Source organism: uncultured Parabacteroides sp., assembly GCF_905196875.1.
Classification (GTDB): Bacteria; Bacteroidota; Bacteroidia; order Bacteroidales; family Tannerellaceae; genus Parabacteroides.
In genome coordinates this window covers 1-15,155 of sequence record NZ_CAJJWO010000100.1, presented here as the reverse complement: position 1 = coordinate 15,155, position 15,155 = coordinate 1, and the positions used below count along the sequence as shown (strand labels likewise).

The window sequence follows — 15,155 nt, the reverse complement described above, 5'->3', positions numbered from 1 at the left end:
GTTGACCTGCTGTTGGAAACAGCTCAGTAAGGATACCTCTCCTTTTTCGTGAAATCTTTTGATCTTCATTTCTTTTTCTATTTTAGTAAGGCGTAAATATCACAACTTGTTTTAAGTATAAAAAACAAGAAGGGAGAAATGTTCTATTTATCCTGGCAAACTTCTCTTCAATGTTGAAAGGAGGCGTGCCATTTCCGGCAGGTCTCTTTTCGTTTTTGCATAAGCAATAATAATCCACAAAATAGGCATCTTTTTGCTATTTTATATCGGAAAAGGACCCTCTATATTTGCATTATACTTACAGTAGGAGTTACAATAACAATCAGAATGCCATGAAAAGAAAACAAGTATTATTTGCATTATTCCTGATATGCTGTGTGGCGGTGCAGGCGAAAGAATACCATGTATCCGTAAAAGGCGACGATGCGAATGACGGGACCGGAAAGGCACCCTTCCGAACCATCGGCAAAGCGGCGGAGTATGCTTTCCCCGGAGATGTGATCACCGTGCATGCCGGGACGTACCGGGAATGGGTGAATCCGCCCCGGGGAGGTGAAAGCGATGAAAAACGGATTGTCTATCGGGCAGCACCCGGTGAAAAGGTCGAGATAAAAGGCTCGGAAAGGCTCACCGGCTGGACGAAGGAGAAAGACGGGGTGTGGAAAGTAACGATACCGAATACTTTCTTTGGCGATTATAACCCCTACATCGACCTGATCTACGGCGACTGGTTCGACGGTATGGGACGTAAACATCATACCGGTGAGGTATTCTTGAATAACAAATCGCTATACGAAAAGGAAACGCTGGACAAGGTGCTTACCCCTATCCCCAATGAAAACAGTAAGGACAAGGAAGGTTCTACCTACACCTGGTATTGCGAAAACGATGGTGTCAATACCATCATCTGGGCTAATTTCCATAAATACGACCCGAATAAAGAATTGGTAGAAATAAGTACGCGTCCCACCTGTTTTTATCCGGAGAAACAAGGAATAGACTACCTGACTATCCAGGGATTTGAGATCAGCCAGGCCGCTACCCAGTGGGGAGCGCCGACAGCCGAGCAGATCGGAATGATAGCGACCCATTGGAATAAGGGATGGATCATCGAGAACAATATCATCAGCAACTCCAAATGTTCGGGTATCACCCTGGGCAAAGAACGTAAGACCGGGCATAACGTCTGGCTGAACGATACGAGCCTCGACGGTTCCCTGCATTATATCGAAGTCACTTTCAACACCATCCGGAACGGTTGGAATAAGGAAAACATCGGCTCGCATATCGTACGTAACAATGAAATATCCCATTGCGAACAGACCGGTATCTGCGGAAGTATGGGAGCTGCTTTCAGCTTGATTGAGAACAATCATATCCACGATATTTGGGTGAAACGCCAGTTTACCGGTGCCGAGATCGGAGGAATCAAATTCCATGCCGCGGTGGATACCCGGATTGTTCATAACCGTATCCATAATGCAGGTCGTGCCCTTTGGCTGGACTGGATGACGCAAGGTACCCGGGTGTCAGGCAACTTGTTCTACGACAATGATATGGAAGATCTTTTCCTGGAGGTAAACCACGGTCCGTTCCTGGTCGACAATAATATCTTCGCTTCCCGCCGGAGTATCCTGGAACAGTCGCAGGGAGGCGCTTATGTACATAACCTGATTGCCGGGGATATCTACCGGTATGTGGAACACGGACGTTATACTCCTTATTTTCTGCCTCATTCGACAGAGGTTGCCGGTTTATCCATTATTCCCGGTGGAGACGACCGTTATATCAATAACCTCTTTGCCATTGTTCGTCCCGAAAATGAGAAGGACAGCAAACGGAAATATGGGGTGGCTGACTATAATAAGACCGTTTATCCCATGATGGTGGACGGAAATGTCTATTATAACGGTGCCCTGCCTTTCGAAGGAGAAGCGAACAAGGTGTTTCTTCCTGACTTTAACCCGAATGTGAAGATCGAAGAAACAGCCGATGGTGTTTACCTGTCTTTTTCGGTAAAAGGCCTAGACGGTTTGCAGACCTCGCGTGTGACTACCGGAAGACTGGGAAAAGCAAAACTCCCCCGGCAGGCTTATGAACAACCGGACGGAAGCTCGATCGAAATAGCTACCGACTATCTGGGGAATGCGCGTGGCAGTCAGCCCAAACCGGGTCCCTTGGAATCCGTTAAAGAGGGCGAGATCAAAGTGAAAGTATGGTAATCTAAAATTAGTATTGAACATGACATCTAAACAGCGGGTGCAAAGCGCACTAGCCCATCGTATGCCCGATCGGGTACCGGTCGACTTCGGGGCAACTTCGGTTACAGGTATTCATTGTAAAGTCGTGGAGGCTTTAAGACAACATTACGGATTGGACCCTCATCCTGTCCGTATCATCGAACCTTTCCAGATGTTGGGGGAGATAGAGGAGGATTTGCAGGAGATTATCGGCATCGACTGTGTCCCCGTCTTCGGACGCAAGGACATGTTCGACATCGACGAAACCCAACTGCATGAGCAGGTTACCCCCTGGGGACAGAAGGTGATGATCGCTTCCGGTATCGACCTGACGACAGACAAGGAAGGAGACGTGTATATTTATGCCGGTGGCGACCGTTCCTATCCGCCCAGTGCCGTAATGCCTTCCGACTGCTATTTTATCAATGCAACGGAAAGGCAGGAATATGTGGATGATGATGCGATCACCCCCGAGGATAACCTGGAAGAGTTCGGCCCTGTTTCCGAAGAAGATCTGCAGTATTATAAAAAGACTGTGGACCAGGCCGCTGCAACCGGAAAGGCGGTTGTCGCCAGCTTCGGCGGAACTGCCTTGGGGGATATTGCTTTCGTGCCTGGCATGGGATTGAAGAATCCGAAAGGCATCCGTAATGTAGCCGAGTGGTATATGTCTACCTCCATGCGTCGTGACTATGTGCAGACGGTCTTCGAGAAACAGACGGATATAGCCATTGCGAACTATCAGCGGTTATGGGACACTGTCGGCGACAAGGTAGATGTGGTCTTCACCTGCGGCACAGATTTCGGTACCCAGGATTCCCAGTTCTGCTCACTGGATACCTTTATGGAACTGTGGCATCCCCACTACAAACGGATGAACGACTGGATTCATCAGCACACGACCTGGAAGGTTTTCAAACATACCTGCGGAGCTATCCTGCCGATCCTTCCCGGATTGGTGGAGGCCGGTTTCGATATTATCAACCCGGTTCAGATCAATGCGAAGGATATGGACCCGGCAGTTCTGAAAAAGGAGTACGGTAGCCAGGTCACTTTCTGGGGAGGGGGTATCGATACCCAGCGTATCCTGCCGAATGCCACCCCGGAGGAAGTGCGGAGCCACGTCTTGAAGGAATGCGAGATACTGGGAAAAGACGGAGGGTTCATCTTCAATGCCGTCCACAATATACAGGCCAATGCGCCTGTGCGGAATGTGGTGGCAATGATCGAAACCTTGCGTGAATTACGGAATCAATAATTAACAAGGAATAAAGTTATGGCAGATTTAGAGAGTTTATATGAAGCTATTTTAAAGGGTAACCTCAATGTCGCCAAGGCAGTAACGAATGAAGCGATAGCGGAAAACATCGATCCGCAGCAAATCATTAACGGTTATATGTCGCGGGCGATGGAGGATATCGGGAAACGTTTTGAGGAAGGTAAGGCCTTTGTCCCTGAACTGTTGATGGCGGCCCGTGCCATGAAAGGGGCGCTCGACCTGTTGAAGCCGCTGATGAAAGGAGCGGCTTCCCAACGGCTGGGTAAGGTGGTGATCGGAACGGTGAAAGGCGATTTGCACGATATCGGCAAGAACCTGGTCGCCTCTATGCTGGAAGGTTGCGGATTCGAAGTGATCAACCTGGGTACGGATATCTCTTCGGAGAAGTTTATCACGGCCTTGAAGGAAAACCAGGCACAGATCCTGTGTCTGTCCGCCTTGCTGACAACGACGATGAACTATATGCAGGAGGTGATCGACGCCCTCGAGAGGTGCGGTATCCGTCAGCAGGTGAAGGTCATGATCGGCGGGGCCCCTGTTTCCGAATCGTTTGCCCGCCAGATCGGCGCCGACGGGTACAGTGATAATGCGAATGCCGCCGTGACCCTGGCGAAGTCATTGTTATCCGCTTGAATGTATGTTTGATTGTGATTTGAGTTTTAGCCAGTTATCCCTGACAGCAAACGACCTGTTTGCTGAAATGGGATACGGCGATACTGCCCCGGAAGAACCGGTGGAGGCACTGACTGTTTCCATGCTGGAGGAGGTTTCTTCCCTGACGGTTCCCCGTTGTACTTTCGGCTTGTTCGGAGGGAAGGTCGATGTCGGGGCGGTTACGCTGGAAGGCGGTGAGTCCTTTCCCGTAGGGGGAACGATTGCCGCATTGCTGAAAGGCTCCGAACGGTTCGCCCTTTTTGCCGCTACGGCCGGTATGGCCTTCCAGGAATATCAGGACAGTCTGAAGGCGGAGGGAGATATTCTGAAATGCTTCATCGCCGATATTATCGGGACTTGCATTGCCGAGAAGGCAGGTGACCATATGGAGCGCCTGCTCGAAAAAGAACTGGCAGGCGAACGGCATACGAACCGCCTGAGTCCCGGCTATTGCGACTGGCACCTGACCGGACAGAAAGCTCTGTTCCGGCTGATGGGAGGGAATCCCTGCGGTATCGGCCTGTCTGATGTCTGCCTGATGACACCTATCAAGTCGATCAGCGGGATAATCGGTATCGGTCCGGAAGTGGATGAGAAGAAATACGGTTGCCAGTATTGTGAACTGGAAACCTGTTATAAACGGAAAAAAAAGAAGAAATAATGGAAATACAAGAATGGTTACAGGAAACAATCGGGCAAAAAGAGCGTAGGGCTATCCCTATCATGACTCATCCGGGTATCGAACTTTGCGGAAAAACGGTTAAAGACGCAGTGACCAGCGGTCTGGTACATGCAGACGCTATCTGCCGGTTGAACGAGCAGTATCCTTCGGCCGCTCCGACCGTAATTATGGATCTGACGGTGGAGGCGGAGGCTTTCGGTGCTAAGGTAGTCTTTCCGGAAGACGAAGTGCCCAGCGTAACGGAACCGCTGGTATCCGACAAGGAATCGATCGATCGTTTACAGATACCGTCTTTGGAGACTGCGCGTGTCCCCGAATATCTGAAAGCAAACCGCCTGACGGCGGAACGAGTGAAGGACAAGCCTGTTTTTGCCGGCTGTATCGGTCCGTTTTCATTGGCGGGACGCCTGTTCGGCCTGTCCGAACTGATGATTGCCCTGTATGTGGAGCCGGAGAATATCACTGTCCTGCTGGAGAAATGTACCCGTTTCCTGATCGATTACTGCCGTGCAATTAAAGAAACAGGTGTTCACGGGGTGATTATGGCGGAACCGGCAGCCGGACTGATCTCGAACGAGGACTCGTTGCTTTATTCGACGACCTATGTCCGCCAGGTGGTGGAGGCCGTGCAGGACGAGCACTTTATTGTGATTCTGCATAACTGCGGAAACGCAGGCCATTGTACGGAGGCTATGGTCGCTTCGGGAGCGGCCGGACTTCATTTCGGCAATAAGATAGATATGCTGGATGCTTTGGCTAACTGTCCGGAAGAACGTCTGGTGATGGGGAATCTGGATCCGGTAGGCCTTTTTAAACAATCCTCTTCGGAAGAAGTATATACCGCGACTATGAATCTGTTACAGCAGACCAAAGCCTGGAAAAATTTCGTTTTATCGACAGGTTGTGATGTTCCCCCTCATATTCCGGCTGAGAATATCGAGGCATTTTATCGAGCACTTAATGATTTTAACCGATCAATGTAAAAAAGAGAGCCCTGTGTAAAATAGTACTTACACAGGGCTCTCTTTTTTATAGTTGTTATTACCGGATAAACAGCAACTCCCTATATTTCGGCAACGGCCACATCTGGTTGTCCACCATCAGTTCCAGTTCGTCGATATGTTCGCGTATTTCATCCAGGAACGGAACGACCGTATCGTGATAGGCAATAGCCTTGCTGCGTAGGTCAGTAATGACATTCGCTTTTTTACGGGCTTCGATCATATCGTCCGTCATACGTGTTACTGCATTGACGTGTTTGGATATTTTACGTACCAGACGGCGTGGTTCGGCTGACAGATCCTCGTATTCTTCCGGACTGAATGTCTCTTTCAGCTTGGTAATATTGCTGAGCAATAAAGACTGGTAATGCAATACGACCGGAATAATATGGTTCATAGATAAGTCTCCCAATACGCGGGCTTCGATCTGCACCTTCTTAATATATATTTCCCATTTTACTTCGTTACGTGCTTCCAGTTCCTTTTCGTTCAATACGCCCGTTTCCTTGAACATGCGGATTACTTCCGGTTTCAGGTACGCATCGTATTGTAGCGGGACGCTGTTTTCGCAATCCAGACCGCGGCGGGCAGCTTCCTCTTTCCATTCGTCGCAGTAACCGTTACCGTCGAAACGGATAGGCTTGGACTCTTTGATGTATGCCTTCAGTGTTTCGAAGATAGCCACTTCTTTGCTTTTCCCTGCTGCCTGAAGTGCTTCTACATCTTTCTTAAACTGTTGCAGCTGGTGGGCTACAGCCGAGTTGACAGCCAGCATAGCCGATCCGCAGTTGACCGACGAACCCGGGGCACGGAACTCGAAACGGTTTCCGGTGAAGGCAAAAGGAGAGGTACGGTTGCGGTCCGTATTATCCAGCAACAATTCCGGAATCTGACCGAAGCCGAGGCTCAGGCGTTTCTTATCATCCACTTCGATCGCATCCTCAATCGAACTGTTTTCGAACTTATCCAGCACTTCGCTGATCTGTGTTCCCAGGAAAGAAGAGATAATAGCGGGAGGCGCTTCGTTGGCTCCCAGGCGGTGTGCATTGGTGGCCGAAGCGATACTTGCTTTCAGTAGGGCATTATATTTATAAACAGCCATCAGCGTATTAACCACGAACGTGATGAAACGCAAGTTGTCTTCGCGGTCTTTACCCGGCGAGAACAGATTGATACCCGTATCGGTACCCATCGACCAGTTACAATGTTTACCCGAACCGTTCACACCCATAAAAGGTTTTTCGTGAAGCAGTACGCGGAAATTATGACGGCGTGAAACACGTTTCATAACCGACATCAACAACTGGTTATGGTCGTTCGCCAGGTTACATTCTTCATAGATCGGAGCCAACTCGAACTGGTTCGGGGCAACCTCGTTGTGACGGGTTTTCACCGGGATACCCAGTTTATAACATTCCACTTCCAGGTCTTTCATGAATTCCTGTACGCGTGAAGGGATGGCACCGAAATAATGATCGTCCAACTGCTGGTTCTTGGCACTTTCGTGTCCCAGCAAGGTACGTTCTGTTAGCGACAGGTCGGGACGGGCCGAATATAATTCTTCGTCTACCAGGAAATACTCCTGTTCCCATCCCAGATAGGTAATGACTTTATGCACATCTTCATTGAAGTAGTTGCACACATCCTTTGCCGCTTTGTTCAGTGCTTCGACCGAACGGATCAGCGGTGTTTTGTAGTCGAGTGCTTCACCGGTATAAGCGATAAAGACAGTCGGGATACAGAGTGTGTCGTCTACAATAAATGCGGGGGAGGAAGGATCCCAGGCAGAATATCCGCGGGCTTCGAAAGTGTTGCGTAGTCCGCCATTAGGGAAGCTGGAAGCATCCGGTTCCTGTTGGGCGAGTAGCTTGCCGCTGAATTCTTCAATCATACCACCGTTGCCGTCATGTTCTACAAAAGCGTCGTGCTTTTCGGCTGTTCCGTCGGTAAGAGGTTGGAACCAATGTGTGTAATGGGTTACTCCTTTTTCCAGTGCCCACATACGCATACCGGCTGCCACATGATTGGCTATTTCGCGGTCGATGGGGGTTCCATTATCAATGGCGTGGGTGAGGGCTTTGTAGGTTTCCTTGGAGAGATACTTCTGCATTGCCTTGCGGTTGAATACGTTCTCGCCATAGTACTCGGATACTTTCTGATTGGGAGTGACTGCTTCCACAGCCTTGCGGTTGGAAGCTTTCTCCACTGCATTAAAGCGTGAGATTGACATACGGATTATTTTTTTGTTTTACCGACCGCAAAGATACGTGCAAATCTTTAGTTATGCTTTCACTCGGTTGTTAAAAACAAAAAAGTCCGCTGACTTTGGTATGAGCTCGATTTCTCTTTTTTTAGTGTAGTATGTTAAACAACCTTTCAGTTGAATATACTGTCAAAGAAGTCTTCATTCGTATTATCGAGGAAAGTAGCCCAATGCTGGTGTGTTTTCCGGTCGAAATAATGCAGTGCTCCATTATTACAAAGGATATAGAGGGTATCGCTAGCTTTTAATGTCCCATAAATAGTGGTTAGTGGCATGACGAGGACAGGAGTTCCATCTTCCAAAAATACCAGGCAACCATTCAAAAATGCAAATTTCCATTCTTCGCAGATGGAGTAAAGGAAAGCGGCAATCTCACAGGGACATTGTTTCGGGATGCGGTCGGCGATGTGGCGAAGTTGTACTAGTGTTTTCTTTTTCATATCCTACTGAGTTTTAAGTCTGATATGTTCCGCAACCGCACAAAAAAGGGGTACGTAACATATACATAAACCCTAGCTGTAGGTACTGGAATACCCCAAAATCGAGAATACGTAGCATGCCCGTACCCCCACTTATCGTAACAAAAATTACATAAGCGTGGCACGAACATCTAAATATCGGTTTAGTAAAATTTCCAGTTTTGCACCCAGATAATTAAATGTTCTATAACAAATTACCGAATTTCTCCCCGGTAATGACAGCAAAGATAGAATATTGGTTTTAGATAGCAAAAATTATGGTTGATGGATTTATGAATAATTAGTATGTAGAAGAGTATAACTTTTAATGGATAGTAATCTGTAATGAGTCAACCTGTTGCTAGCCGGATACCCCATATTCTATAATTGTTTTTTAATATTGGCAGATATGCAGTATAAATAGTATCAAGTCGTTTATTTATTGATGTGTTTACTTACGTATTCTTACACGATGATAAAAGTAAAAGTTAATATGACTTAAAAATTAGTACCTTGCGATACAAGGTATCTTTTATAAACATACTTTTGTTGCGTAGTGAATATAAAAGTTCCTTAAATATGTAACATTTTTAGCAATGTGTACGTCTAATAAGAAAAAGAAATGACAGATATTATGATTCAGCTGAAAGGAATTAACAAAACGTATTTCAATGGTGCTCCGTTGCATGTCTTGAAAGGTATAGACCTGGAGATAGAAAAAGGGGAGATGGTTTCTATTATGGGAGCTTCCGGTTCGGGCAAATCGACACTGTTGAACATACTGGGAATATTAGATACTTACGACACCGGCACTTATCATTTGAACGGACAATTGATTCAGAACCTGAGCGAAACCCGTGCAGCTGAACTTCGTAACCAGATGATTGGCTTTATTTTTCAGTCGTTTAATCTGATCTCCTTTAAAAATGCAATGGAGAATGTCGCCCTTCCGCTGTATTACCAGGGAATGAACCGCAAGAAAAGAAATGCCATGGCGATGGAATACCTGGATATGGTTGGTCTGAGAGATTGGGCGGAGCATATGCCGAGCGAAATGTCCGGAGGACAGAAACAGCGTGTTGCCATTGCCCGCGCTCTGATAGCCCGGCCGCAGGTGATCCTGGCCGACGAACCTACCGGTGCACTCGACAGTGTTACCACGGTGGAAGTGATGGAGCTTCTTCGCAACGTAAATAAAGAAGGTATGACTATGGTGATCGTTACCCACGAGCAATCCGTAGCTGATGCAACAGAAAAGATCATCCGTGTAAAAGACGGTTTGATAGAAAACATAGAAAAAGGAAAAGGATATGTTCGACTTTGATAACTTCCGCGAAATATGGAGTACGATCAAGAAGAACAAACTCCGTACCTTCCTCACCGGTTTCTCTGTGGCGTGGGGTATTTTTATGCTGATCGTCCTGCTGGGAGCGGGCAACGGAATGAAGAACGGTATAATGAAAAACTTCGACCGTTGGGCCGGAAACCGTGTGGAGACATGGCCCCGTTATGCCAGTAAACCGTACAAAGGGATGCAGACGAACCGGCGTGTAAAATATAAGGATGACGACCTGGTAGCTCTGAGACAACAGAATCCGGAAGTGAATCTGGTGTCGGGCGTACTTTATCAGAGCGATACGATTTCGTATAAAGAGGAATATAATACTTATTCTTTGCAAGGCGTCCATCCGGATAAGGCAATTATCGACAAGATCGAGATGACGGTTGGCAACGGGCGTTTTATTAATGAAGTGGATGTATTGCAAAAGAGAAAGGTGATCGTTATAAGTCCGCGAATGAAGGAAGTCCTGTTCAGAGGAGAGGATCCGTTGGGAAAATATGTAAATGCCAGTGATATTGCTTATCAGGTGATCGGAATCTATACTGATGAGGATAACAATAACAACGCTCCGGCATATATCCCTTTTTCTACAGCACAACAACTTTACCGTTCGGGCTATGGCCTGGATAATATTATCTTCTCCCTGGATGGTATCAGCACCAAAGAAGAGTATGAAGCTTTCGAGAAACGCTTCCGCGCACAGATGGGCAAGCGACACTATTTTGATCCGGAAGACCTGCGGGCGATCGGTATGTGGAGTACGATTGAAGATTTTGCCATGTTTAATGGTATGTTGAATGGTATTACCTTGTTTATCTGGATTATCGGTATCGGAACATTGGCGGCCGGGATCGTGGGAGTAAGTAACATCATGTTGATCACTGTGCGCGAAAGAACCCGTGAGTTCGGTATCCGCAAAGCGATCGGCGCCACTCCGTTCTCTATCCTGAAACTGATCATTGTAGAGTCTATCCTGATAACGGCAGTGTTCGGGTACATAGGAATGATCACCGGAGTAGGACTGACGGAAGCCATTAATGCCGTAATGGAGAGTAACAGTATGGGACAAGCCTCTTCGAATGATGATATGAGTATATTCCTGAATCCGACGGTAAGCCTGAGTGTCGCCTTGTCTGCTACCCTTCTGATTATTGCAGCAGGTGTGTTGGCGGGGTACTTCCCGGCGCGTAAGGCAGTGAAAATTACGGCTATCGAGGCCATGAGAAACGAATAAAAACAGAAAGATATGTTCGATATAGACCGTTGGGTGGAGATATGGGTGACAATCACCCGCAACAAGACCAGAAGTTTTCTGACCGGGTTCGGTGTGTTCTGGGGAATTCTGATGCTCGTTATCCTGCTGGGATCCGGTACAGGGTTTAAGAATGGAGTATTGATGGGAGTAGACGGTTTTGCAACAAACTCTGCTTTCTTCTTTTCCGAGCGTACCGGTGAAGCGTATAAAGGATATAAGAAAGGACGTTATTGGCAGATGCGTAACCGCGACCTGGAAACGATCCGTCAGCGTGTGAAAGGCGTTCGCTACCTTTCGCCGATGGCCATGTCGTGGGGCGGACAGAATAATGTGGTGAGAGGACAGAAGGCGGGTACATATAATGTACGTGGCGTACACTCGGAATATTTTCAGATTGAAACGCAGCATGTGCTTGAAGGGCGTTTATTGAATGAGATAGATGTATTGGAAAGGCGTAAGGTTTGTGTAATCGGAAGTATTGTCCGCGAAGTATTATTTTCTCCGGGCGAAGATCCGATTGGTCAGTATATCCGCGTGAACGGTATTTATTACCAGGTGGTCGGGGTGGTAAAACCCAAACCGCGTGTACAGATCGGCGGACGTACGGAAGAAAGTATTATGACCCCTTTTACAACCTTGCAGCAGGTGGCCAACCAGGGGGATAAGTTCTGGTTCTTGTGTGCTACGGCGGAGGATGGGTATAATTGTCAGGAGATGGTGGATGACATCACGATGGTGCTGAAAATGCAGAATGAGATTTCACCGACCGACCCGCAGGCTGTCAGCAGTTTCACAATAGCCAAGCAGTTCGAGACATTCGATATGCTTTTTACCGGGATCAACATTCTTGTATGGCTGGTAGGGATGGGAACGCTACTGGCTGGTATCATCGGAGTTAGTAATATTATGATGGTGACTGTCCGCGAACGAACCCGCGAGATTGGTGTACGACGTGCTATCGGTGCCAAACCGTTCGATATCATATCCCAGATCATGAGTGAGAGCCTGTTGCTTACGGCTTTGGCCGGGTTGATGGGGCTAAGCTGTGGCGTGTTCCTATTGGATGTGGTGAACCGGATGCTGGCAAGCAGCGGAGATACATCCGGCAACAACACTTTCTTCAGTAATCCGGAAATACATATCGGAGCAGCAGTGGCAGCAACCGTCGTTTTGCTTATCAGTGGTTTGCTGGCTGGTCTGATACCGGCCTGGAGGGCTATGCAGATCAAGGCTATAGATGCAATCAGAGAAGAATAATATATATCATTTGTCAATTAAAATAAACTATATAATCATGAAGAATCGTATCGTAAAGAAAGTCCTGCGAATCATCTTTTTAGTATTGGTGGGAGCCGCCGTGATCGGCACTTTCTACTTCTTGTGGAAAAAATCACAGCCTGTTATTACTGTTTATGAAGTAGTAACGCCTAAGCGCGACTCCGTGGAAACGAAAACCGTGGCAACCGGAAAAGTGGAACCCCGCGACGAAGTTCTTATTAAACCTCAGATGTCGGGTATTATTTCTGAATTGCTGAAAGAAGCCGGTCAGATGGTGAAAGAAGGTGAGATCATTGCAAGAATCAAGGTGATCCCGGAAATGGTTCAGTTAAACAGTGCTGAATCGCGTGTGCGGGTGGCTAAGATCAATCTGGAACAGATCACAGCCACCTATAAACGGGATGAAGAACTGCATAAGCAGGGAGTTATCGCGAAAGAAGAATATGAAACATCTTTGTCCAACTATAAAAAAGCACAGGAAGAAGCTGAGAATGCACAGGATGCATTGGAAATTATCCGTGAAGGTATTTCCCGCAGGTCTGCAGCATCCAGTACGACGCAGGTTCGCTCTACCATCACCGGTATGATTCTGGATGTTCCTATCAAGGTGGGTAACTCCGTGATCCAGTCGAATACCTTCAATGACGGTACGACGATTGCTTCTGTTGCCGATATGAATAATATGATCTTCCGGGGAAAAGTAGATGAAACGGAAGTTGGTCGTATCCATGAAGGAATGCCGATCAAATTGACTGTCGGTGCACTGGATAGCCGTACGTTCGATGCCGTATTGGAATACGTAGCTCCGAAAGGTGTGGAAGAAAACGGTGCCGTGATGTTTGAAATTAAAGCTGCCGTACAGATGCCGGAAGATGCTTTTATCCGTGCCGGTTATAGTGCCAATGCAGAGATTGTGTTGAAACGTGCGACAGATGTAATTACTATTCCTGAAAGTTGTGTAGAGTTCAGCGGCGATTCTACTTTTGTGCAGATCGTGACGCAGGAGAAACCGGAACAACTGTTCGAGAAACGTCCTGTAACAGTCGGTCTGTCTGACGGTATCAAGATTGAAGTGAAGGATGGTTTGGCTGAAAATGATAAGATTCGTGGCGGTGTTGTTGCTCCGGATAAGAAATAAAATTTAAACGAATAAGCTATGAAACAAGTAATATCATCTGTAGCGCTGGCTTCTTTCCTTTTCTGTCTCCCGGTGGGTGCACAGGAGGCTAAGCAGTGGTCGCTGGAAGAATGTATCCGTTACGCTATTGAAAATAATATCGACCTGAAGCAGAAAGAACTGGAACGGCAGAATCAGGAAGTGACTTTGCATACCAGCAAATATAGCTGGTTACCCAACCTGAATGCCAGTATCAATGAAAACTTCGGTTTCGGTCGTTCGGAATCGAAGGATGGTCTGATCGTAGATCGTAACTCGGCAAATACCTCTGCCTCGATCCAGTTGAGTATGCCTATATTCGATGGTTTCAAGATTCCTAACGATATTGCTGCCCGCAAGTTGGACCTGAAAGCATCTATTGAGACACTGAATAAAGCGAAGGAAGATCTCTCTATAAATGTGGCTTCCTATTATCTGCAGGTTCTTTATAATAAGGAAATGCTGAAAATTGCCGAATTGCAGGTGGCACTCAGTTCGGAGCAGGTAACAAAGACGGAGGCGCTTTATAATGCAGGAAAAGTACCCGTTTCGCAACTTTATGATATGAAGGCGCAGCTGGCAAAAGACGAGGTCACATTGACCGAATCGAAAAATAACGTAAAACTGGCATTGCTCGATCTTACTCAAGCGCTCGAACTGGAGCGTGATGGCGAAAATTTCGACGTGCTTGAACCTGAAACAGGTGATGCGGTTGAACAATATATGAGCAGCATTATCCCGCCGGATCAGGTGTATGACTATGCAGTCGGTGTCAAACCGCAGGTTAAGGAACAGGAATACTTGCTTGAAAGCCAGAAGAAAATGCTGAAAGTGGCTCAGGCCGGTTATTATCCCAAACTGAATTTCAGTGCAGGTTACAGCAATGGTTACTATCATAACTTCGGTGACGGAGATTACAATAATGCTCCGTTCAGTGACCAGTTGAAGAATAACGGACAGAAATCGATCGGTTTCAGTCTGAGCATTCCGATCTTCAATCGTTTCCAGGTACGCAACAGTGTACGTTCTGCCCGCATTGCTATCCACAATCGCGAGTTGCTCATGGAGAACACGAAAAAGACACTTTACAAGGAAATCCAGCAGGCTTATTACAATGCCACGGCTGCACAGGAAAAATATGTATCGTCCGACAAATCGGTTGATGCGAGTAAGATCGCATTCTCTTATGCGGAAGAGCGTTATGGTGCAGGCAAGAGTACTGTTTTCGAATATAGCGAAGCGAAAACCAAGTATGCGCAGAGCCTTGCCGAACAAACGCAATCGAAGTATAACTTTATCTTCCGTGCCAAGATTCTGGACTTTTATAACGGAACACCAATCACCTTATAATATTATATTACAGTTGGATTTTAGATCCTATTTTTAAACATAATTGATGGACACACCAAGAAGGAGGGAGGTTTCCGCGAGGAAACTTCCCTTTTGTTTTTATTCAGTAAATTCTATTCAAAAAGAGTGAATAAATATTATATTTGCTGCATAAAACAGAAAATGAATTCTTTTAAATAATGAGTTCTGGAAGAACT

General features: G+C 46.9%; 12 protein-coding genes. 10 read left to right on the top strand and 2 right to left on the bottom strand.

Annotated elements, in window-relative coordinates:
- Positions 1-332 precede the first annotated feature (332 nt).
- Genes QZ076_RS20535 through QZ076_RS20515 form a run of 5 tightly spaced genes read left to right on the top strand, consistent with a single transcriptional unit; the run spans position 333 to position 5,838 of the window.
- Positions 333-2,222 carry a right-handed parallel beta-helix repeat-containing protein gene (locus tag QZ076_RS20535; protein WP_293716894.1) on the top strand — a complete coding sequence of 630 codons (1,890 nt, stop codon included), beginning with the start codon at positions 333-335 and terminating at the stop codon, positions 2,220-2,222.
- A gap of 19 nt (positions 2,223-2,241) precedes the next feature.
- Positions 2,242-3,498: a uroporphyrinogen decarboxylase family protein gene (locus tag QZ076_RS20530; protein WP_293716892.1), complete on the top strand. Its 1,257-nt coding sequence runs from the start codon at positions 2,242-2,244 to the stop codon at positions 3,496-3,498.
- Between the two features lie 18 nt (positions 3,499-3,516).
- Complete coding sequence (locus QZ076_RS20525) at positions 3,517-4,152, top strand: corrinoid protein (RefSeq protein WP_293716890.1); 636 nt, start codon at positions 3,517-3,519, stop codon at positions 4,150-4,152.
- Between the two features lie 4 nt (positions 4,153-4,156).
- Positions 4,157-4,834 carry a vitamin B12 dependent-methionine synthase activation domain-containing protein gene (locus QZ076_RS20520; protein ID WP_293716888.1) on the top strand — a complete coding sequence of 226 codons (678 nt, stop codon included), beginning with the start codon at positions 4,157-4,159 and terminating at the stop codon, positions 4,832-4,834.
- On the top strand, positions 4,834-5,838 hold the full coding sequence (locus tag QZ076_RS20515; RefSeq protein ID WP_293716886.1) for a uroporphyrinogen decarboxylase family protein: 1,005 nt from the start codon (positions 4,834-4,836) through the stop codon (positions 5,836-5,838). The genes QZ076_RS20520 and QZ076_RS20515 overlap by 1 nt, the downstream gene beginning before the upstream one ends.
- Positions 5,839-5,896: 58 nt before the next feature.
- On the opposite strand, the gene QZ076_RS20510 is transcribed toward QZ076_RS20515, so the two are convergent.
- Positions 5,897-8,086 (bottom strand): glutamine synthetase III, encoded by a 2,190-nt coding sequence (locus QZ076_RS20510; RefSeq protein ID WP_293716884.1) that lies wholly within the window; start codon positions 8,084-8,086, stop codon positions 5,897-5,899.
- A gap of 146 nt (positions 8,087-8,232) precedes the next feature.
- A complete protein-coding gene (locus tag QZ076_RS20505) occupies positions 8,233-8,559 on the bottom strand; it encodes a hypothetical protein (protein WP_293716882.1) in 327 nt (108 codons plus the stop codon).
- Between the two features lie 652 nt (positions 8,560-9,211).
- On the opposite strand from QZ076_RS20505, the gene QZ076_RS20500 reads away from it, so the two are divergent.
- From QZ076_RS20500 to QZ076_RS20480, 5 genes are read left to right on the top strand one after another with little or no spacing between them, the layout of a single operon-like run.
- Positions 9,212-9,901, top strand: coding sequence for an ABC transporter ATP-binding protein (locus QZ076_RS20500; RefSeq protein WP_293716896.1), 690 nt, complete (start codon positions 9,212-9,214; stop codon positions 9,899-9,901).
- Entirely contained in the window at positions 9,888-11,153 is a 1,266-nt protein-coding gene (locus tag QZ076_RS20495) for an ABC transporter permease (protein ID WP_293716880.1), read from the top strand. The genes QZ076_RS20500 and QZ076_RS20495 overlap by 14 nt, the downstream gene beginning before the upstream one ends.
- Positions 11,154-11,165: 12 nt before the next feature.
- Positions 11,166-12,431, top strand: a complete 1,266-nt coding sequence (locus tag QZ076_RS20490) for an ABC transporter permease (RefSeq protein WP_293716878.1) — start codon at positions 11,166-11,168, stop codon at positions 12,429-12,431.
- Positions 12,432-12,468: 37 nt separating this feature from the next.
- Positions 12,469-13,590, top strand: a complete 1,122-nt coding sequence (locus QZ076_RS20485; RefSeq protein ID WP_293716876.1) for an efflux RND transporter periplasmic adaptor subunit — start codon at positions 12,469-12,471, stop codon at positions 13,588-13,590.
- 18 nt (positions 13,591-13,608) lie between these two features.
- Positions 13,609-14,958, top strand: a complete 1,350-nt coding sequence (locus QZ076_RS20480) for a TolC family protein (RefSeq protein WP_293716874.1) — start codon at positions 13,609-13,611, stop codon at positions 14,956-14,958.
- The last annotated feature ends 197 nt before the right edge of the window (positions 14,959-15,155 follow it).

Bases quoted from the DNA above. Each gene is read 5' to 3' on its own strand.
- QZ076_RS20490 (WP_293716878.1), top strand. From the start codon at position 11,166: ATGTTCGATATAGACCGTTGGGTGGAGATATGGGTGACAATCACCCGC.
- QZ076_RS20485 (WP_293716876.1), top strand. From the start codon at position 12,469: ATGAAGAATCGTATCGTAAAGAAAGTCCTGCGAATCATCTTTTTAGTA.
- QZ076_RS20530 (WP_293716892.1), top strand. From the start codon at position 2,242: ATGACATCTAAACAGCGGGTGCAAAGCGCACTAGCCCATCGTATGCCC.
- QZ076_RS20510 (WP_293716884.1), bottom strand. From the start codon at position 8,086: ATGTCAATCTCACGCTTTAATGCAGTGGAGAAAGCTTCCAACCGCAAG.
- QZ076_RS20505 (WP_293716882.1), bottom strand. From the start codon at position 8,559: ATGAAAAAGAAAACACTAGTACAACTTCGCCACATCGCCGACCGCATC.
- QZ076_RS20500 (WP_293716896.1), top strand. From the start codon at position 9,212: ATGATTCAGCTGAAAGGAATTAACAAAACGTATTTCAATGGTGCTCCG.
- QZ076_RS20535 (WP_293716894.1), top strand. From the start codon at position 333: ATGAAAAGAAAACAAGTATTATTTGCATTATTCCTGATATGCTGTGTG.
- QZ076_RS20520 (WP_293716888.1), top strand. From the start codon at position 4,157: ATGTTTGATTGTGATTTGAGTTTTAGCCAGTTATCCCTGACAGCAAAC.
- QZ076_RS20495 (WP_293716880.1), top strand. From the start codon at position 9,888: ATGTTCGACTTTGATAACTTCCGCGAAATATGGAGTACGATCAAGAAG.
- QZ076_RS20515 (WP_293716886.1), top strand. From the start codon at position 4,834: ATGGAAATACAAGAATGGTTACAGGAAACAATCGGGCAAAAAGAGCGT.
- QZ076_RS20525 (WP_293716890.1), top strand. From the start codon at position 3,517: ATGGCAGATTTAGAGAGTTTATATGAAGCTATTTTAAAGGGTAACCTC.
- QZ076_RS20480 (WP_293716874.1), top strand. From the start codon at position 13,609: ATGAAACAAGTAATATCATCTGTAGCGCTGGCTTCTTTCCTTTTCTGT.